The 20,932-nt window shown below is 66.7% G+C and carries 8 protein-coding genes and 1 pseudogene; 4 read left to right on the top strand and 5 right to left on the bottom strand.

What is annotated here, in order from left to right:
- Nucleotides 1-92 precede the first annotated feature (92 nt).
- Nucleotides 93-668, bottom strand: coding sequence for a YbhB/YbcL family Raf kinase inhibitor-like protein (locus LMA02_RS23375; RefSeq protein WP_228909996.1), 576 nt, complete (start codon nt 666-668; stop codon nt 93-95).
- A 478-nt stretch (nt 669-1,146) separates the two neighbouring features.
- Between LMA02_RS23375 and LMA02_RS35440 the strand changes: the two are divergent.
- The 3 genes and pseudogenes from LMA02_RS35440 to LMA02_RS23385 form a co-directional block, all read left to right on the top strand.
- Nucleotides 1,147-1,239: pseudogene (locus tag LMA02_RS35440) on the top strand (glutathione peroxidase); the annotation flags it as partial.
- Between the two features lie 31 nt (nt 1,240-1,270).
- Complete coding sequence (locus tag LMA02_RS23380) at nt 1,271-2,428, top strand: alkene reductase (protein ID WP_228907658.1); 1,158 nt, start codon at nt 1,271-1,273, stop codon at nt 2,426-2,428.
- 98 nt (nt 2,429-2,526) lie between these two features.
- Complete coding sequence (locus tag LMA02_RS23385; protein ID WP_228910090.1) at nt 2,527-3,276, top strand: SDR family NAD(P)-dependent oxidoreductase; 750 nt, start codon at nt 2,527-2,529, stop codon at nt 3,274-3,276.
- Between the two features lie 55 nt (nt 3,277-3,331).
- Here the strand turns inward: LMA02_RS23385 and LMA02_RS23390 are convergent, their stop codons facing one another.
- From LMA02_RS23390 to LMA02_RS23400, 3 genes are all read right to left on the bottom strand, one after another.
- Nucleotides 3,332-3,556 (bottom strand): hypothetical protein, encoded by a 225-nt coding sequence (locus LMA02_RS23390; protein ID WP_228907659.1) that lies wholly within the window; start codon nt 3,554-3,556, stop codon nt 3,332-3,334.
- Nucleotides 3,557-3,575: 19 nt separating this feature from the next.
- Nucleotides 3,576-4,238: a hypothetical protein gene (locus LMA02_RS23395; protein ID WP_228907660.1), complete on the bottom strand. Its 663-nt coding sequence runs from the start codon at nt 4,236-4,238 to the stop codon at nt 3,576-3,578.
- 715 nt (nt 4,239-4,953) lie between these two features.
- The gene (locus LMA02_RS23400) at nt 4,954-7,038 is read right to left on the bottom strand and encodes a hypothetical protein (RefSeq protein WP_228907661.1); all 2,085 of its coding nucleotides are present in this window, start codon (nt 7,036-7,038) and stop codon (nt 4,954-4,956) included.
- Between the two features lie 246 nt (nt 7,039-7,284).
- Between LMA02_RS23400 and LMA02_RS23405 the strand changes: the two genes are divergently transcribed.
- The gene (locus LMA02_RS23405; RefSeq protein ID WP_228910091.1) at nt 7,285-8,403 is read left to right on the top strand and encodes a helix-turn-helix transcriptional regulator; all 1,119 of its coding nucleotides are present in this window, start codon (nt 7,285-7,287) and stop codon (nt 8,401-8,403) included.
- Between the two features lie 38 nt (nt 8,404-8,441).
- Here the strand turns inward: LMA02_RS23405 and LMA02_RS23410 are convergent, their stop codons facing one another.
- Entirely contained in the window at nt 8,442-20,783 is a 12,342-nt protein-coding gene (locus tag LMA02_RS23410) for an LWXIA domain-containing protein (RefSeq protein WP_228907662.1), read from the bottom strand.
- Nucleotides 20,784-20,932 lie beyond the last annotated feature (149 nt).

Consider the following 20,932-nt stretch of genomic DNA (forward strand, 5'->3'; position numbering starts at 1 on the left):
CGCAAGATCCCGGCTATCGCCCCGTAAAGCTAGCTGTCGCGAACTAGCACTCGAAATGTTGATCAGATACGCTCTCAACCGGCGCCTCACAGTCAATTCGGCGATCGGTAGTAGGTCGCGACATATCGTGCCTGCCCAAGGATGTTTCCATGCATCTGATATGCAACGACTGCCGCACTCGATGTCGATTTCACGTCGACACTCGGGATAGACAGCGCAGATACCGTCACGACATATCGATGCGACTCACCTTGCGGCGGGCATGGCCCGCCGTACTTGGATTCGCCAAAATCCGTCAGCGTCTCGAGCGCGCCCGCCGGCATTCGTCCCACATCTCCTGATGCCCCCTTCTGAATCGACGTTTCCGAAGGCGGAATATTGACGACTTCCCAATGCGTCCATCCGAGCCCTCCAGTCGGGGCATCAGGATCGTACATGGTGACGACGATGCTTCTTGTTCCAGGCGGAACGTGCGCCCACGAGACTTGAGGCGAGACGTTATCGCCACGACACCCAAATCCGTTGTAGACCTGCGCATTCGCAAACCGACCATCGTGGTCGAGACCGTCAACCTTGACGGTAAGCGGATCAGCAAAAGCAACTGCAGGCACGACTGCGAAAAGTATCGTGGAGCAGATACTGGATCGCAGAAAGAAACCCAATCTCATGGCGCACTCCTCAGAGAGGTTCAGTGTGATGTTCCGTACGACCGGATTGACACACTCAAGATGTATGTAACGATCGTCGAGGCGGATTCTAGGCTCGAGCTTCAAACATCAGTAGCACCACGGACGTTCTCACCATATTGCTTGGGCGACAACAATCCGCAATGTACGGAAATGTGGAGCTGCTCTAAAAACACCACACCGTGCACGTCGAGACGAATACAACGACAACCAGATTCATCCCGATAGCGTCGCTCTAAGTCGCACCGCAACTCCGCCTGATGGAACAGGACAGGTAGAAAACACCGCGACGCATTCGAGCTCCGGGATGGCGTGATACTTCGATGACAAGACGATGCCACGAGCACCTGACATCGTTAAATCGGCCGTTGGTGCATTTCGCGCACGACTGTATTGCCCCGTGACTCCATCGACCATGAAACAGTCGCACTCGATAATGTTCACCAGCAACGATCAACCGGTACCGGGCGCCGTATCGGGCAGCATGACCGCACCGCAAGTGTTCATCAACAGCGGGTACATCGGCAGAGCTGAAGCACTCGAACCATACCTGCGGGGCCAAGTTGCCACACAAGGAAACAAACATGACTCAACTTTTCAAGCCGTTCGATCTCAACGAGATTCCGCTGGCGAATCGCATCGTCATGGCGCCGATGACTCGATCCCGCGCTGCAAACAATATTGCCGATGAACGCACCGCCCTCTATTACGCGCAACGCGCGACCGCCGGCCTCATCGTGACCGAAGGAAGCCCCATCTCCCGCGAGGGCCAGGGCTATCTTTTCAATCCGAGCATCTATTCAGACGAACAGGTAGCCGGGTGGAAGTTAACCACGGACTCGGTTCATGCGGTCGGCGGCAAGATTTTCGCTCAACTGTGGCACGTGGGTCGTGTATCGCACACGAGCCTCCAGCCTGATGGTGGTGCGCCACGCAGCGCCACATCACAGCTCGCAAAAGACTCGATCGTGTTTGCTTACGACGGCAATGGGAAGCCGGGGTTCGTCCCGACGTCAACGCCGTCCGCATTGTCGACAATGGAGGTCGAACGCGTGGTCGAGGACTTCGTTTCCGCTGCGGCCAACGCCATCGAGGCCGGATTCGACGGCGTGGAAATCCACGCGGCAAACGGATATCTGTTCGAGCAGTTTCTGAATCCGCTGGTCAACGATCGCACTGACCGCTATTCAGCGACGACGCGCGAAAATCAGTTGCGCTTCGCGCTGGAAGTCGTTGACGGCATTGCCGAACGTATCGGCGCCGGAAAGATAGGCATCCGGATTTCACCGTATGGGCAGCTATTCGATATGCCGCACTACCCGGGCATTCTCGATACCTATGGCTCGCTTGCGTTCGAACTCGGCCTGCGGCGCATAGCGTACATTCACGTCATGGATCAGTCGAACGTCTCGGTGGCGCCCAAAGACGACACCGCCTCGGACGATCGCACGATCGAACTGCTGTCCCGCATCAAGCGCGAGGCAGACAAGACGCCGGTCATCCTCGCAGGAGGGATGACGATCAACCGTGCGAAGGCACTTCTTGATGATGGTCTGATCGATCTCGCTGCATTTGGACAGCCATTCATCGCAAATCCGGATCTCGTGCACCGACTCAAAACCGGATTGCCGCTCGCTACCGCCGATCGAGCAACGTATTACGGTGGCGGCCTGAAGGGCTATGTCGATTACCCGCCGTTCGATGCGCAATTTTCAGCGGAACCGCTCGAAAACGTCACGTGAACAACGCTGCTGTTTGCCCCCCTCCAAACACCTTCGTGATGGCGCGCCCATTGCCAGAACGAAGGTATTGCATGCCACCCACTCTGACCAACGACATCATGAACACGCTTGCAGGAAAGGTTGCAGTCGTCACCGGCGCAAATAGCGGTATCGGATTTGCCATAGCCTCACGTTTTGCCGAAGAGGGGGCGAGTGTCGTTATCGTCGGACGCCGAGCTAGCGCCGTGGACGAAGCGGTTGCACGACTCGGTGAGAATGCCACTGGTGTTACCGGTGACCTCTCCGACCTCACGACACACGAACGTGTTGCGTCAGTCGTTGCCGAGCGCTTCGGCAAGGCCGATATCTACGTAGCGAATGCCGGTATGAACGTGATCACGCCATCTGATCAAGTCTCGGTTGAAGAATATGACAGACAGTTCGCAACCAATACCAGGGCAGCCTTTTTTGGCGTGCAGAAGATTGCACCACTACTTGGCAACAACGGTTCAATCATGCTGATAAGCTCCATCGCAAGCAGCAAGGTGCTGGACGGGCATACCGTCTATGCCGGAAGCAAGGCGGCGCTCGAAGCTTTCGCCCGTAACTGGGCTCTGGAGTTCAAGGAACGCCGCATCCGCGTGAATGTCATCAGTCCAGGTCCGACAGACACCCCGATCCTCGGGAAGCTTGGCATTACGGCAAAGGATCGCCCTGCTTTTGAAGCCGTCATGGCGGGCGCTATTCCGTTTGGCCGGCTTGGGCGCACAGAAGAAATTGCCAATGCCGCGCTGTTCCTCGCAGGAGACCAAGGCAGCTTCATTACCGGCGTCAACCTGCGAGTTGACGGCGGAATTTCACTAGTCTGATCCCGAGGCCGGTCAGGGCGAATACCGCTGACATTGACCAATCTCTTCGCCCTTGTCAGGATAACGAAGCGATGCAACACGGTCCATCAAGTACATGCAAGCGCCGGCCCGGCAACGCCAGCTGCGTGCCGGGCATCAGTGCCGCATCCATCTCGCGCAGCCAGCCGCGCGAGGCTAGCCATTCGAGCACGACCAGCGTGCTGCCTGTGCCAAGCGAATACGCGACCAGCACGTTGCGCTTGCCGCGATAACGCTCGACGAGCGCCCGATTCTTTTGCACTCGAATCGAGGCGTCCCGCTCAGGCCGGCAGCACGAGCAACGTGTTGCCAGCCTGCTGGTTCCAGTTGTCGAGCGCCTGCAGATAATCGCCCGCCGGATTCACCTTGAACGCGAGCTTCGCGGACGCCACCGTCACCACGCCAGCCTCCGACAGATTGAAGCCCCACTCCACGCCGCACAGATAAGCGCTGTGCTGCACATCCACCGCGATCGTCACGAGCCGGACCTGCACCAGTTCGCCAACCCGCGCCGCCATGTGCCGGGGCGTATCGACGATCCACGCGCGCTGATAGCCCTTGCCGCGTCGCGAGCCCGCGCCTGACAAGGTCTGGACGCCGCTCTGCTTGATCCAGTCACGCAACTGCGGCGTGATGTTCGGCGTCACATCGCGGATTGGCCGGGGCACGCCGAGATCATTGGTGCCGTACCAGGGCGACACACTGTTGGAATCGAGCGACCAGCCGTTCGCCGCGCGCTCCCGTTCGCGATCGTTGATCCACTGTCCCTGCGGCCGGATCAGCTGGACCAGCCGCACGTTGTCGCTGTCCCGGTCGGCGCGGAACCAGAGTGCCGTATCGACGCCCACGTTGACGCGCCCGCCCACAGGTTCGTCCGGGCTCGAGTTGTAAGGGGCATACACGGCGAACTCGAATTCGCCGCCCGAGGTGGAAATTGTCGTCATCGATTTCTCCTGGATGAATTGAGCCTGCCCTGAGTTGGACGTGAGCGCACCGCGCGCGTGAATGGCGTTGTTGGATAAATTTGGTGGGATACGGTGACGTGTGCGCGCAACCGCCGATCGGGCGACCCGCTCAACAATTCGGGATCTGCTGAGTCGTCGGGCTGCGCTTCGCAGTTGTCGCCCTTCCCTTGAATTCGTCGTCCTGCGACGAAACGGGCGAGAACTGGCGACGCGTCAACAAGGCAGCGCGGTGTATGGAGCGCCGCGACGGAGGCGGCAGAATCCGCGCAGCTACGGTCGGGAGAGATGGACGAAGAACCAGGGGAACGAAGGTATCGGCAGCGCCAATTGCTCGACGAGGCAGAACGCCCCGCGCGGCAAGCGCGCTATCCGAGCGGAGCGCTGACGGCGCGCCGCTAGGCTGGCGCGGATGGCACGCGGTGCGGGTCGTATCGCAAGCCGCGCGAGCTCGTGTGGATCTCTTCCACAGCGCGATCTTCCAGTGCCTGACGCAGTCCCAAGAGCAGGACCGAAGTGATCGCGCATGCGGTGCGCGACGTCCTGCCCCTGCCGTCGCTTTCCGACGATATCGGCGCGGAGGAAATCGTGATTCGCGCGCCCCGCCCCCGCCCACACCGTAACAACAACGACCCGGCGGAACGGCGAACCGTTCCGCCGGACGATTACTCACCGGCCGTACCCGGCGAGATGCCCGTCACCGGTCGTATTCGAGCGCTTCGGAGAAGAGCATGTCGACCGTATCCGACCAGCTCAGGTTCACGAACGAGAAGTCGGTGCTCCCTGTCCAGCCGGCCACCGACGGAAACGCCACGCCCTGATCACCCGGCACGTCGAGCGTCACCGTGGCGCCCGGTTGCGCCGGCAATGCGCGCGCGGAGCCGTTCACGAACATCGGCGACGGCTGCCCTGCCGCGGTTGCGCGAATCTGCACGTTGCCCCGCTTGACGAATGGCAGCCCCGCTTTCGACGTCCAGCTCAACGGGAACGTCGCGCCGCCCGCAAACGTGCTGGCGGTGCCCGGAGTCAGGCGGTCGCGGGTCGACTGCGCCACGTCGTGCCATGCGTACTGGCGCAACGCATCGGGCAACGGCGACGGCGTGCGCAACCGGAGCGTATAGTGCCTGGCCGGCGTCGCAGTGTTGCCGTTCTGATAAACGTCGATCGTGTACGCGCTGAACGGCTTGATGTCGGCGAGCTCGGCGGCGCTCAATTGCGGCTTCGCCCATGCGGTATTGTTGCGCGGCGCATCGCCCGGCCACGAAAACAGGCCCTGGTTGGCCGGATCCTGTGCGACGCCTGCCAGGCGGTAATTATTGCGGCACTGGGGCGTCTTGGACAGCGCGGCAAGCTGAGCCGGTGTCTGCCCGCTCGCAATCTGTGCGCGGATGTTCAGCGTATCGCAGGTGCCGCTCGACGGCTGCAGGAACACGCCATTGCGCAACCCGGGGCCGTTGACGATCGCGAAGTCCACCGGGGCGCCCGCCGCATCGACGGTTCCGACCTGCAAGTTCATAGAATCGATGAACGCGTTGGTGCCCGTCATCGGAATCGCCGCATTCAACCAGTCCCACTTCTGCGCGTTCGCGTTCACCTTGCTCAGTACCGCGCGCTGATTGCCGACGACGCGCCAGCCCGTATCGCCGCTCGCGAGACTGCCCGCCCGGACGGCGAGCTGCACATGCTGTTGCATGCCGTCGCGAATACCGTCGGTGCGCGTCCACGCGAACTTCACCCACATCGTATCGCCGGCGACGACGCGGATCACTTCCGGCAGGCTGAAGCTTGCGTTGTTCATCGCATCGTCGGCGACGATGCCCGGCGCGCCGCCGCCGGCCGGTGCGCCGAACTCCTGGTCGACCGACATTCCGTTGTTGAGATAGGCCGCGGGCACGCCGGTGTTCAACGCGCCCGACGCGACGTCATCGACGAAGATCTGCCCGCACGCCGGCACCTTGCCGTCCGCGCGCGCAGCGCCGGTCGAGCCGGCGAAGCACTGGTTGAGGGCACTCCGCAATCCAGCCAGATCGCTGGCACTCGGCAGATTCGACACCGTCACGCCACCGATCGTCGCGGCGGCCGGCAGGCTCGCCTTGTCGCTGGCCTGCGGCGCGACGCCGGGAGCGAGCTCGAGCTGCACGGGCGTATCGCTGGACGCACCCGCGACCGAACTGATCTGCACGCCGCCGTTCGGCAATACGTTGATCTTCACCTGGTCGAGCAGCCGGTCGAGTCCCGGTGCCCCAGCGGTCAACGGCCCGGAAATCAGGTCGACGCCCGTGTTGCCGGTCGCGGCCAGCAGGTCGGCCAGCACCGCCGAATAGGCCTGTACCGTGCCGGCAACGGCCTGAGCGGTGACCTTGCTTTGCAGCAGCCCGGTGTCGCCCAGCAACTTCGTCGGGTTGTCGCCGACGATCGTCGCGGCGATCGCGTTCGTGATCGGCGTGATGTTGATCGTCTGCGTGCCGCCGGTCGCACTGAGCGCGATCAGGGTCGCTTGCGAATCGGCGACGTTGCCATAGGCGGACAACGCGAAGGGCGCGGTCAAGCCAGTCACGGTGCAGTGAAACGCACCGGTCGCGGCATCGGCCGGACAGTCCACCGATTTGCCCGTCGCGTCGATCAGTTTCACTGTCGCGCCCTGCATCGCCGCGCCGGCCGCCGCGACACCGCTGACCGTCTGCGCGGCAGGTTCGGGAGGCGACGAGGACGAACTGCCTCCGCCTCCGCAAGCTGACAGCACGAGCGCTGCAATACCGGACACGACAGGTTTGAGTTTCATTGCTTTTCCCCGAGAGTCTTCTGGTTGTCAGGTGCGATACGCACCGCGCATGCACGCTGGTCGACGGGGATTCTCGCAAAGGCGTTTTTTGTGTTCATCATTCAAGTGAATGAAAATCGCGAAACAAGGCGACCCTGAATGCAATTCAGCTGTGTTAGCCTGAAAAAAATTCGGTATTCGAAGAGATATCGTCATACGAAAACGCCATATACGAAGACCAAGATCGCGATTCGCCGGGGGGCACGCATGCAACGGGACCAACTTATCGGGGACCTCTACGAGGCCGCGCTGCATCCAGACGGTTTTCTCGAGATATTCCATCAGGTATCCGAATCACTCGGCGCAAACGTTTTTCACATGTTCAGCTGGGATACCGCACGCAACGCGCCGAAGTTCTCGATCTATTCGCCGCGCGCCGAGCTGGACGGCATCGTCGCCCTCTACGACCAGTACTATGGCGCGCTCGACCCGCGCCGCGGTTTTGTCGAAAATGCGCCGCTCGGCGAATTCGTGTGTTGCCAGGATCATCTGAGCGAGCGCGACGTCGAACGCAGCGAGTTCTTTCAGGACTATCAGATTCCGTCGGGCATTCGCTATCTGATGGGCGTGCGCCTTGCGCGTCCGGGCGGCGACGACATTCTGCTCGGCTTGCTGCGAGCCAACGGCCGACCGCCCTATTCGTCTGAGGAACGCGCCACGCTGGCGAGCATGGCGGGACACCTGCAACGCTCGATCAACCTGTGGCAGGACGCGCGCATCCTGCATCGCGACGCCATGCTCGGTGCCGAACTGATGGAGGAGCTGGGCTTGTCCGTCTTCGCGCTGGACCGGCATTCGCACGTGGTATTCGTCAACCGCGCGGCCGAATCGATGCTGCGCGCGACCACCTGCCTCAAGCTCGAACACGGGTGCCTCAGCGCTGCGGGGGCGCCGCAGAACGATGCGCTGAAGGCAGCGCTGGCCCGCGTCGCAAAGACGCGCAAGAGCGAGAGCCTTGCACTGTCCAGCACCCTGAGCGATGCGCATGAAATCTTTCTCGGCATCGCGCCATTGTCGGGGCAGGCGCTACAGGCGACCTTCGGCGACGCGACGATGCTGATCACGGTCAGGCAACGCAGCGCAGCGCCACTCGTCGTCGCGCAACAGTTGCGACAGGCGTTCGGCTTGTCGAGCGCCGAAGCGGCCGTTGCGGAGGCGCTGCTCTGCGGCAAGACGCCGGAGGAATGCGCGGCGAATACCGGCGTCGCGCTCACGACCATTCGCACCCAGTTGCGCGCGATCTACGAGAAGACCCATTCGCGCAACCAGGCCGAGGCCGTTGGACGCATGCTCTGGGTGCTCCCGCAACGCAAGCGCGAAGGCTGACCCGCCGATGTCGCGGGTCGGCCTTCGCCGCCCGGTGCTCACCCGACAATGACCTGCTGCCCCGGCGCGATCTCGCCCGGATTGCCCGCCAGGTTCCGGTTGAGCTGCAGGATCTCGTTGAGCGCGACGTTGATCCGCTGACCGTCGGACATCCGCTGCTGTTCGTCGGCCGGCACGTGGGCCGCGGCAAGCAGCGATCCTTCGTGACGTTCGGCGATCGTCCACAATGAATCGCCGGCCACCACGTTCACCGTCAGCGGGGTTGGCGTCGGGCTCGGCGAGCTCGTCGGGGCCTGCGCCGGTTGCGATGGCGCACTCGACGGCTGCGCGCTTGCCGATGCCGATGCCGATGCCGACGGTGCCGCGGACGCAGTCGGCTGCGCAGGCGCGGTCGTCGCGCCGGGCGACGGCGCGAACGATGCGCCTGGCGCCGGTGTCCCGGCATTCGAACCCGCCGGGTTCGGCGCCGAACCCGGCGGCTTGTGCTGGTCGTCCGGCTTGGTCGCCGCCGTGTACAGGCTGATCCCCTGCATGATCCCGAAGATCGCCACCGGCGCCAGCGCGATGCCGGTCGGCAGGCGCTCCATCCACGGCGTCGCATTCGGGAAATGCGAATGCAGCCGCCCGGCGCCGAGCAGCCCGCCGGACGTCGCGATCAGCGAGCCGGTCACCGGATCCCCCGTCAGCGCGGTATGGACGCCGGTTGCGATGCCGACCGCCGCCGTCAGGTAGTCGCCGGTCGCGCTCGCGATCCGCGCGAGTTGACTGCGGTTCTCGGCGTTCACGCCGCGCACGCTGCCCTTGTAGACGATGCCGGTGTAGACGGCGCTGAACGCGCCGCCGATCGCCTGTCCGCCAGCGAGCAAGTCGCCGTGCCAGATCGCCCGGCTCGCATTCATCATGATCGAGCCACCGTAGCCGCCCAGCGCCAGCACGCGGCCGATCCGGCCAATCGAATGCCGCGGGCTGCCGTGGTGCAGCAGCTTCAGCGACGTCCCGCCCACCACGCCCTGCATCTGCGCGAGCATGTCGGCAGCGATCGCCTTCGTATGCGCGACGGTGTCGTCGAACGACAGCATTCCGTCGTTGTTCAGCGCGCGAAGCTGCGCGGCCATCGCCTTGCCTTCGTGCGCGATCTGCTCCAGCTGCGTGCCGCGCGCGGTCACGTCGAAGCCGTTCGCCTTCAGTTGTGCCTGCAGCCCGCGCACCAGCCGGTCGACGACGCGGTCGAACACGCGCGGATCGCCGTTCTTCAGGCTGGCCACCGCGCCATGATGCAGCGCCTGGAACACCCGGCCGACCCGCAGCCCCGCATACAGCGAATTCGTCGCGGTGCGCACCGACTCTCGCCCGGCCCAGACGAGCACGCCCGCGCCGGCGCCGCCGGTCAACGTGGCCGCGGCGATGTCGCCGGTGATCCGTCGCTTCGAAGGCGGCGGCGTGTTCTCGCCGATCGGTTCGTCGTGCACCCGCAGCGCATGCAGTTCGGCCTGCGCGCGTTTCTCGTCGGGAATGTCGATCTTCCCGAGCTGGGCGGCTTCGCGGCGGCTCGCACCGATCGGCTTGGTGCCGTCGTTGATCAGCACCGGATCGTGCACGACCGCGTTCCAGTGTTCGCGCGGGTCGACGGCGGACGGCCGCTTGCCGGTCGTCACGCGGTCGGGCACGTTGCCGCCGTACGCGTCCAGCCAGCGCCCGCCGAACTTGCGGGCGCCCTTGTCCGTCTTGGTGCGCGGCGCGTTGCCGTCGGCCTCCCACAGCGTCGTCGCATGCTCGATCGTCGCCTTGCGCGCCTGGTTCAGCCACACGGTCGTGTTGCCTTCATAGATCTTCTGGCGCAGCGCGGCCACTTCGGCGGGCGTCATCCCGTCCGCGACACCGAGCCGCTCGACCTCCGCGAACAGCAGCTGATGCTGGTTCGCGAGCGTCTGCCGGTCGACGCGCTCGAACACGCGCGTCAGCGCGTCGGCGCCATGCAGGCGATTGATGATCTCGGGCCGGTTGCGGTTTTCGACGATCAGCTTCGCGAGCGCGCCGGTGAGATCCTGGTTGCCGACGAAGTCCGCGCCGTGCGTGCCGTACGACAGCCCCATGTGCACCCATTCGAGGCCCTTGCGCTCGAGCACCGCGCGCAGCAGTTTCTCGTGGCCGCCGCCCGGCACCGATTCCGGCACCGCGTCCCAGCCGTGGAACGTGAGCATCACGTTCGGCGCCGCCGTATCGGGATGCGCGTTCGACCAGCTCTCGAGCGCGCTCATGACCCGCACGTAGTCGTGATACGTGTCATTGGTGCCCGACTGGAACCGGTAGTCGGCGCCGGACACGAGCGCGCGCGACGGCGCGGTCTCGAGCCGGATCGCGAAGCCGGTCCGCGCAGCCTCGTCGAGCCAGCGATGCAGATGCGCGAGATCGTCGAGCGCGAGCGCGGCGCCGTCGGAGTCGGGCGCGGGATGGATCATCCCGTTCTCGCCGTCGAACACCGCGTTCTTCTGGTCGCCGAGCCCACGCACCGCGCGCAGGAAGTCGGGATCGTGCGCCTTGCCGAGCACCGCGGCGAGCGAATGCGGATCGATCACGAGCGTGACGACCGGCATCACGCCGCCGTACCGCTCGACGAGCGCCCCCATCAGCGCCGGATCGTCGCTCAGCGAGAACGAGCGCGCCATCGGCACCATGCGGTCCTGCAACGCCTCGTCCGAGCGCGTGAAGATCTGCTGGATCCGCTTGTCGGCGACGGTCGCGGCGCCCAGGTTGCGCGTGTGCGCGCGCAGCTTGCCCGGCACCGGCAGGAATCGCGACGCCGACGTCGACACGTCGCGCGCGACGAACAGCTTGTTGAGCAGCGTGCGCCACATGCCCACGTCGACCATCACGGCCTGCGGCTCGCCCTTCAGCACGAGGTTCACGTTGCCCGGCCGCTGCGCCTGCTTGTTGTACGCCTCGATCTGCTCGTGCGTCGCGAAATACTGCTCGGGCTTCGCTGCGCCGTTGCGCAGGCCGAACTGGACGACGGTGGCAGCCGACAGGCCCGGCTGATACGGTTCGATCGACAGCGGCGCGGGCGCGGCACCGTTGCGCCGCAAGCGCCGCAGGTCGCCGAGCACCTCGTTGTAGCCATGCCGCGTGCGGGCCGCGAGCGCGCGGAACGGCGCCGAGTTCAGGCTGCGCGCTTCCGCATCCTTCCATTGATCGTGCAGCGCCTTCGCGCGCGCTTCGAGCGCGGCGACGCGGGTCGGCCGCGCGCTGTTCAGGAAATCGCGCGGCGACAGTTGCGTGAGCAGGAAATGCACGTCCGTCCCGAAGCGATCGTTGCCGATCGGCATTTCGTCGAGCGGCACGCCCGGATGGTGCGGGTTGTTGGCCTGCGGGATCTTGTCGAACCAGCGCATCTCGCCGTTGCGCTCGGCGATCAGCCCGAGCGGGTCGCCGAGCGCCTCGGCCACCGCGCCGTCGGTCCTGAACACGTAGATCACGTGGCGGCCGCCGTCGAGCGCGCCGTTCCGGATCGCGCTCAGCAGGTGCGACACGCTGTTGCCGCTGAAGTCGACCGCGTTGAGCGCGGACTTGTCCGACGGCAACAGATGCGGATCGACCGGCGGCGGCGGCGCGGCGTTCGCGTCGTCACCCTCTTCCGCGCGCGAAAGCGGCCGGCGCACCGGCACGATCGACTGGAACAGGTCGCCGGCCGAGCGGAACGGCTTCTTCTCGACGGCGGGTGCCTCCTTCGCCGGCCGGAATCCGCCGATGCGCTCGACGGTCGTGGGCGTCACGTCGCTGACGACGAAGCGGATGCCGCGGCGCGGCGACCGGCCGACCGGAATGCCGCCCCGGCGGCGACGGCGGAACACCGTGCGCAGATCCTGCTGGGGAATCTCGGTATCGCCGACCGACGCCTTCTCGAAGTACTTCCACTCGTGGTTCGTGTTGAGTTCCGCATGGCCGAGCACCTTGCCCGTCTCGTCGTCGACCACGTGAATCCAGCGTTGCTCGCCGGACACCGCGCGCACGGCCTGGCGCGGCCGCTTGAAGACCGGCGCGTCCTGCAGCTTCGACACGTCGGCGGCGAGCGTCTGCTCGATCGTGTGGCCCGACGTCGTCACCTGCCACGACGTCTTGCCGTCCGGCGTCTCGATCTTCGACGGGCCGCCGAACCGCACGAGTTCGTCGTGCGCGACCGGCGATACGTAGAAATCGTACTTACCGCGTGCACGTCGACCGCCGCTGCCGGCGTGCTCCAGCGCCTTGTTCAGCGCGTGCGGTACGCGCTTGCCGTTCAGCATCCGCACCGGGCCGAGCGCACCGTTCGCGTCGGTCTCGAGCACCGCGACGAATGCCGGTGCCGGGTGTTCGCCGGCCCCGGTGGGCGGCGTGGCATGCGACGTGATCAGCACATGCGCGTTGGGGCCGAGCTGGCGAGCGAGCCCGTCCAGCGTCGGCGCATGCCGGCCGTCGACCCGCGTGAGCGTGCGGCGGCCGAGCGTGTCGAGCCATGACGCGGCGCGCGCCTGCTCCGCGTCGGCCACGGCGGTACTTTCCGGTGTGGCAGGCACGGCCGAACGGCCGGGCACGGCGGCAGGCGTCGAGCCGGACGGGTCGCCCGCGGCGCTCGCGAGCCGACTGCCCGGCCCTGCCGGCCCGATCATCGGCCAGGTCGGGCTACCGTCGACCGCGCCGACCGCACGCGTTCCGCCGGCATGCACGGCCGTATAGCCTTCCGGCAAACCGGAACGATCGACGCCGGCAAGTTGGTACGACACGTCGCCGGTCGCCGGATCGCGGGTTCGCACGACATACATGTCGACGCCGGCCGGCTTGTACAGCTCGCCGCCGTCGGGCGTGGTGATGCGCAGCGCGCTCGCCGGATCGTGGCCGAGCGCCGACAGCAGCACGACGTCGGTCGGTGCGGCGCCCTCGACCGCGGCGAGGTTCGCGGTGGCGCTCGCCGCGACGCGCTCCTGCGGCGTCAGGTCGCCCTGTGCGAACGCGGTGCCATCCGGCAACGCTTCGGTCGGCACGTATGCGTGATTGCGCGGCCCGGTTTGCGCGGCGTCGAGTGCCTGCCCGAGATCGTCGTGCGCGACCGTCCGCGCGCCTTCCGGCAACGCGAGCGGGGCATCGGCATCCGCGCGGCCCGGCGCGTGCGTGGCGGCCGCCGCCGGTGCGTCGGCCACCTTCCCGCTGAACCGGAACCAGCCCGCCTCGGGATCGAGCGCGCCGAAATCGGTGCCGCTGCCGAGTTCGATGCTGCCGTCGCGCGTCACGAATTCGACGCGCAGGTTGGTCAGCCCGGCCGCATCGAACGCCTGCATCACGTCGTCGATCACGCGGGTCGGTTCGGCGCCGTCGAGGAAATAGCTCGGCCAGTGCTGGCTCACTGTGCCGCCGGGTTGCGTGACGCGCGCCGCGTCGCCGATCACGCCCGGCCGGTCGGCCAGCGCGGTACGGAACGGATGGTCGAGCGTGACCGATTCGAACGTGTCGTCCGGAATCGCGGTGAAGTCGTAGTCGGGATCGGCAAACGTCGGATCGACCACGCGCGGCACCGTGGGACGCGGCGGCGGGTCGGCGATCGGGCGCGACGCGGTGCGGGTGGTCGTCGGCGCCGGTTCCGCGTGCGGCCCTGCGGGAAGCGCCGGGCGGCCCGCGCGCGCCGGGTCGCCGCGGAAGCTTTGCATCGGCAGACGATCCCTGTCGACCTGCCCCGTCAGTCGCGTTCCGCGCACGGTGGCCGAACCGTCGCGTTCCACGAGCAGGATGTCCGGCGGGGCCCAGACCGATGTCGGGCGTCCGGTGAGTTCGGACAGACGCTGGGCCAGCGCCGCCGCGAACGTCGTGCTCGCGGCCCGCACCTGGCCCGGCGCCACGCGCAGCGGATCGTGCTTATTCGATCCGCCGAAGCACGAATACAGCGTGACGTCCTGCCCTGGCTCGAGATGCGGCGCGACGCGCTCGGCCACCTTGTCCGGCGTGAGCGGCCGGCCGTCCGGGCCCAGCATCGCGTCGGCCGACATCCCGTGTCCGAACACCACGTGATGACCGGGCGGCGACATCAGCCCGCGCGCGCCGATCGGATGCAGCGGATCGTCGGGCGGCATCAGCAGCGTGTCGGCCGGACGCAGGAATTCGGGATGCTGCGTCGCGTCGACGCCGGTCACGTCGTCGAACCCGGGCTGCAGCACCGACTTGCCGTGGACCGTCGTCGTGACCACGCCACCGTTGGCGATCTTGCGGTCCGTATAGACGCGGCTGGTCGGCGGATAGATTTTCTGCGTTTTCCCCGACAGGCCATCGTCGGCCTCGGCTTCGGCGAGCTGCTCGGTGCGCGCGGCCCATTCGTCCGCCGTGAAGATCTGCCCCGGCTCGACCTCCACGAGCGGGGTCGGCTCGTACACGGGCGGTTCGCCCGCGTCCGGCTCGGGCGCGAGCCGCGGATGCGCGGGCTCGCCGGGCGTCACGCCCCGCCGGCCGGCATCGCCCGGCGCAGCACCGGCGCTGCGCCGCCCGCTGTCCGCGTCCGGATCGATCTGCGCTTCGATCGGATGTACCGGCTCGACCGGCGCATCGTCATGCGCGAGCGTGCGCAACGGCGGTCCGCCGCGCTGCGCGAACACCATCGGCGGGTCGCTGGCATCGGGCGCCTCGGGCACATGCAGATAGAGCCGCGTCGCGACGTCGGGATCGTGAGCCGGCACGCCGATATCGTCGTCGAGCGGATAGAGTTCCAGCGCACCGGTGCCGCGCACCGAGTTGGACGAGATCGACGCGATCACCGGCACCTGCAGCTCATACGCGAGCTCCTGCGCAAACGAATAACCGCCGGAAGCGAGATAGCAGCCGGTCAGCAGCACGCCGTTGCCTTCCGTATAGGCCGGATCCTCCAGCAGCCTGCGCGCGAACTCCTTCGGCGCGATCGTCTTGCCATTCATGATGGCGATCGAGCTGTCCCAGCTGACGTCGCTCGGCTTCGTGCCGTGCGATTCGACGATATCGAAACCCGACACCTTCAGGAACTGCCGCGCGGTCGCGTGGCCGAGCAGGTTCACGACACTCGAACCCGGCACGGGCCGCAGTTCCAGCGGATTGACGCGAACCGGCTGCGCGCGGCCCGGCGAGAACTTGCCGTTCACGTCGGGTTCGATCTGGAAGCGCGCGAGCCGGCGGTTCGGATTGGGCAGCGCGCGCCACCATCCGGCCGTATCGTCGTCGCCCAGCCGGCCGAATACCGGCGCCTGGATCAGGTCCGCGAACTCCTGCAGCAACTCGGGATTGGCGCCGCTGCGCGGCCCGTCCAGCGCGACGGGCGTGCCTGGCGTATAGCCCTTCCACGCCAGATCCTCCAGCGCGTGCGTCATCTCGAGCGCGCTGGCGGAACGGCCGCTGCGCGGATTGATGATCGACCCGCGTTTCGTCAACATGCGCCACACGTACACGCCGAGCGGCACCCGCACGTCGCCCGCCGTCGCGCTGCCACCCCACTGATTCGACACCGGGCGCGGCGCGACGCCGCTCCAGTTGACCGGATGCGCGCCCTGGTCGATGACCGCCAGCGCCGGCGAGAACCGGTAGGTACGCGGTCCGCTGCTGACCGAATGGTCCGGTACGCCGTCCCGATCGGGCGCACCGGGCTCGATCAGGATGCCGCTCGTATAACCGGAATCGGGACTGCCGTCGGTGCGATAGCGCGGCGAACGCCATGCGACGAAGCCGCTTGCGCCGTACACGTCGACGCCCAGCACGTTCGCGAGCAATTGCGCGAGCGGACTCACGCGCGAGCCGGCGCCGCACGCATAGAGGATCACCGGCGATTTGCCGTCCCAGCCGCTCTGGCGCACCATCTCGGCCATGTCTTCCGCGCTCATCGCCTTGCCGGTCGCGCTCGCGAATGCGTCGGCCCACGCGTGCGCGTACACGGCGAAGTAACCGGGCGGCACCGGCATCAACGGCCGCTCGCCCGGCGGCAGCCGGTTCTCCGGCTGGCCCGCGTTGTTCGAATAGATCGCAAGGTCGGCCTCGCGGCGCGGATAGGCGGCCCACTGCGTTTCGCTCATGCCGAACGGCGCGTTGATCACGTCGACGCGTCGCCCGTCCTCGCTGCGGATCAGCGGCTTCTGCGGATCGAAGCCGCGCGGGTACACCACGCGCAGCGTGCGGTCGTACGCATCGTTCATCGACAGCATGAACGCATCGCCGGCGTCGGTCAGCCCGACATGGCCGACGACCGCTTCGGGCGGCACCGTGCCGTCCGCGGCGAGCGCTCGCTGATCGACCAGCGCGATCCGGTAGCGGCCGCCCGCGACGCCGTCGGCGCCGACCATCAGCGCGTCGTGGTACGTCGTGTAGCGCGTCACGCCGATCGTGCCGTCCTCATCCGGCGCAGCGGCCGCGCGCGCCGCCGCATCGTCGGCCGTCTTCGCGCGCTGCTCGTCCGCCTTCGCCGCGTTCATGTCGTCGAGCAGGTTGCCCTTTTCGGTCGCGGGCAGCCCGTCCTCCTCGGGGTTGCGCACGTTGCCTTCGGCATCCTCCAGCGCATACACGTAGTACTCGACGTCCTCGAGCCGATTGCCACTCTGGAGGATCCGCCCGACCACTTCGCTCAGCATCGCCCGATCGGCCGCAATACGCGCGGGAATCTCCCACGACGCGGGGCGCGCGCCGTTGGCCGGCACGCCGGCTTTGGCCTGCGACGACGCACCCTCGCCCGCCAGTGCGGCGGCGACGGCCGGCGTCGCCGCGCCGTCGATCGGTTCACCGTCGGGCGCGAGCCGCAACGCGATCGCGCCGTCGTCCGGCGTGCCCTGCGTGCGGCGCGCGCGCAGCCAATCGGAGAAGCGCGCCCGCAGCCCCTTGTCGGCCGGCGCGACCGTGCCGCCGTCGTCGGCCGGTTCGCCGAAACTGTGCGCCTGGTCCTCCGCGTGCTGCCACGGGTTGCCGATCTCGCCGACCGCGAGACGCTGGTTCGCCAGCCCGTTGGCGAACATCGCGTTCGCGACGTCGAACGCGACCGGCCGCTGGATCGTCGGCGGCGCGGGCGTCTTCGTGATCGCGCGGATCGGCCGCTCCATCAGCGTGTGCGAGCCGAGCCCCATTTGCGCGACGCCAATGCCGAGGTTCAGCAACTGCTGCGCGCGGTCGGATTCGGACAATGCGTCCCAGTTCTTCACCAGCGATGCACCCTGGTCGAGCATCTGGTAGCCGCCGACCACGCCGCCCGACACATTGAGCACGCCGGACGTGCGGCCCGTCGTCTGCGCGAGCGACTGGAACGCGTCGGCTTCCTGCGTGAAACGGCCGAGACCGGCCATGTCGGCGGCGGCGCCGTCGCCGCGCGATGCCACCGTGAGCAGGTCGGAGACCTGCCCCGTGGTACGCAGCAGCGACGAGGCCTCCGCGAGCGACTTCGCCGCCACGCCGAGCCCGCCGCCCGCGATTCCCGCGCCGCTGCCGATCAGGCTGATCCAGTCGCCGCGCGCCTGGGCGTTGCCGAAGCCGGTCGACTGGCCGTGATCGCTCAGGTTCTTCAGGTCGCCGATCGCGGCCGGCACGCCGACCGCCATGCCCGCACCGACCGCCGTCCACGCGGCGCCGAGCAGCAGGCCGCCGACCGGCGCGCCGATGCCGCTCGCGACCAGCACGGCGCCGCCGGCCGCCGCGAGAATGCCGGTGCCCATCTCGAGGTAGTGTTCGGCGTGCTGATACCATTCCGTCTTGTGCGCGTCGATCGGCTCGTATTGCGAGAAATCGCCGGTCGCCGAATCGGTCGTCAAGCTCTTCGGCACGTACAGCTTGCCGTCGTCGGACAGCGCGTTGTTGTGCTGGTAATCGTCGACGGTGTCGTATTTCCAGCCGCGATCGTCGATCAGCTTGTACTGGTCCGGATGGCCCTCGACCTGCACCTTGAACAATGCGCTCGGCGCGGTACCCGTTCCCTTCGACACGTAGTAGATCGGCACCAGCGACACGACCGCGTGGTCGCCGCCGACCTTGCGGATCTGGTCGACGACGGCCTGGATCATCTGCGTCGCGGCCGAGTTCTGCGCGTACAGCGAGCGGCTATTGACGGCCGTACCGTTCGGGAGCTGGCCATTGCTCACGATCAGCTGCTCGAGCTGCGCCATCGACGGCACGTCGTTCCGGTCGGTCGGCACGGCGCCGGGGTCGTCAGGCTGAAGCCCGAGCCCCGTGCCGACGAAGTTCGTCATCTGGTCGGAGCCGGTCGTGAACGTATACGACTTGTCGCCGAGATTCTTCTGGAAGTCGTCGAAATACGCCTTCAGCTGCTTGTCCGGATCGGCCTGGAACAGCGTGTAGCTGGCGTTGGCGGATTCCTTCTGCTGCTTGTTCTGGGCATTCTTGGTGCCCTGGTCGTAACGCAGCTGGAAGTCGTTCGCGAAACCCGAGCGGAACCGGTCGTCGTTCTGCATCTTCGACAGCAGCGCCTTCGACAACGCCGGATCGACACCCGACGACAGCGCCTGGCGCACGCCGTCGAACCCGTAGCCGGTGTCGCTGCCGCGCAGCGTGTAGATCAGCGTCTTCGCGTTGCCCTTGTCGTCGAGCAGCCAGCTTGCGACGTCGTCCTCGCGCTGCACAGGCACGCCGCTCGCGGTCGGCTGCTGGTCGGCGAGCCCGACTGCCGTGCTGAGCCCCTTGTAGAACTCGATGCCGTCGCCGTACGGCTGCGGCGTGCCCGTGTTCGACTGCGTCCACTTGTTGCCGAAATCCTTTTTGACCGTGTCGAGCACGACGCCCGCGAATTCGGGCGGCGCATTGGCGAGAATGTCCTGCATCCACTTGCCGGCCTTGTCGGCATTCATCCTGCCGTCGGCACGCGCTTGCATGCTGGCCTGATCCGTCGCCTGCGAATCGGGCTTCTGCATCAGCGGATCGATCTGCGAATGGATGAAGCTCGCGTTGAAATGCGGCTGGCCGGCCTGCGTCCACAGCGTCTGGCGCTCGTCCAGCGAGAACGACGCGTTCATGTTGGTCTTCAGCACCTGAAGCGCCGCGCCGGGATTGCTGTCCGGGCCCTGCATCAGTTGCGCGACCTGCTGCTTCGTGTACTGGAGCCGCACCTCGGGCGCCGCCGCGAGCAACGTCTGGACCTGCTGATAACCGGGATTGTTCTTCTGCGCCTGAGCCTGCGCCATCGCATACGCGAACACGCCGCCCGCCTGGTCGATCTTCGCGTTCAGCGCCTTCGCGTCCGCATCGCTCAGCCCGTCCGTGTTGACCTTGATACCCGTCATCTTCACGAACGCTTCCGCGAGCGGATTCTGCTGCGCGAGCGCCTTCTCCTGCGTCGACAGCTTCGGGTCGTTCGGGTCGACGCTCACACCGGTGTCCTGCAGCAGCGCGAACGTGACCGGATCGGATTGCGCGAGCTGCTTCATCTGCGGCGACAGCGACGGATCGTCGGGATTGATCGTCGCGATCGTGCGCTTGAGCTGGCTCTGCTCGCCCAGCGCGTCGACGAGGCCGGTGTACCACATGCCGTCGTGATTCTGCTTCACCGACGCGACGACTTGCTTCTGCTCGTCGGCCGTCACGTAGGTCAGCGCGGTGTCGTCACCGCCCGTCACGACCTTGTCGTACTGGCTCTGCGCCTGCGACAGCTCCTGCGTGATGTCGGCCTCGTCGGCGCGGCGCAGGCCGCCCGGCTCCTTCTGCCACGCCGCGTAATCGGCCTTCGCGTTGTTCAGTCGCAGTGTCGCGGCCGACGTGCTGTATTCGTGGCGCAACGAGGTGGTGAGTGCGGTGTACGCGTTGTTCGCATTCGTGTCGGCGGTGCTGGCGGCCTCGCGCAGTTGCGCGCCTATGTCGGGATCCGCGCGCCGGACGCCGCCCGGCAACGCGTCGTACCGCTGCACGTCGGCGTTCGCATCCTGGTCCTTCTGCCACGCCATCGCGAACTGGAACGCCTTCACGTTGGTCGCCCGCTCGGGCGCCGATTCGGCCGATACCGCCTTCTGCGCGTCGTCGAGCACCGAGCCGAGCACCGGATCCTTCGGCGACGCATTGCGCAGATCCGAGGCCACGCCGGCGATCGCCTTGTCCTTGTCGCCGCCGCCGTCGGCCGCGACGCGCATCTGGTTCTCGACGGCCGCCTGCACCGCGCCCCATGCGGTTTCGGCCTTCTTCACCTGGTTGTCGAGATCGGCTTGCGACGCGCCCTGGTCGTGCAGGCGCTTGAGCGTCGCCATCTCGGCCTGGGCGAGCTGGAGCAGGCGCTGCGTCTCGGCCTGCGCGGCCGCGAGGGCCTGCTGTTCCGGCGTCTGGGCCGGCGGGGTGCCGCCGGTCCCGTTCTTCGGCGCCGGATCGTCGTCATTCTGCGGCTGCGGCACGCTGACCGACCCGCCCCCGCCCACTGCCATCAACACCATGTCCGTTCTCCCGCGGCATGCGTGACGGGCCGGCACAGCGGCAGGCAAGCCACGCGCAATGGTCCATTGTGCCGAACGCTCGCGGGTGAAAAAGTCGCGCATTACGTAGTCGCCGGCCCGGTTGCGGCGGCGCGGGGAGACTCTTGCTA

This window comes from Burkholderia sp. B21-005 (genome assembly GCF_020843965.1).
In the GTDB taxonomy this organism is placed as follows: Bacteria; Pseudomonadota; Gammaproteobacteria; order Burkholderiales; family Burkholderiaceae; genus Burkholderia; species Burkholderia ambifaria.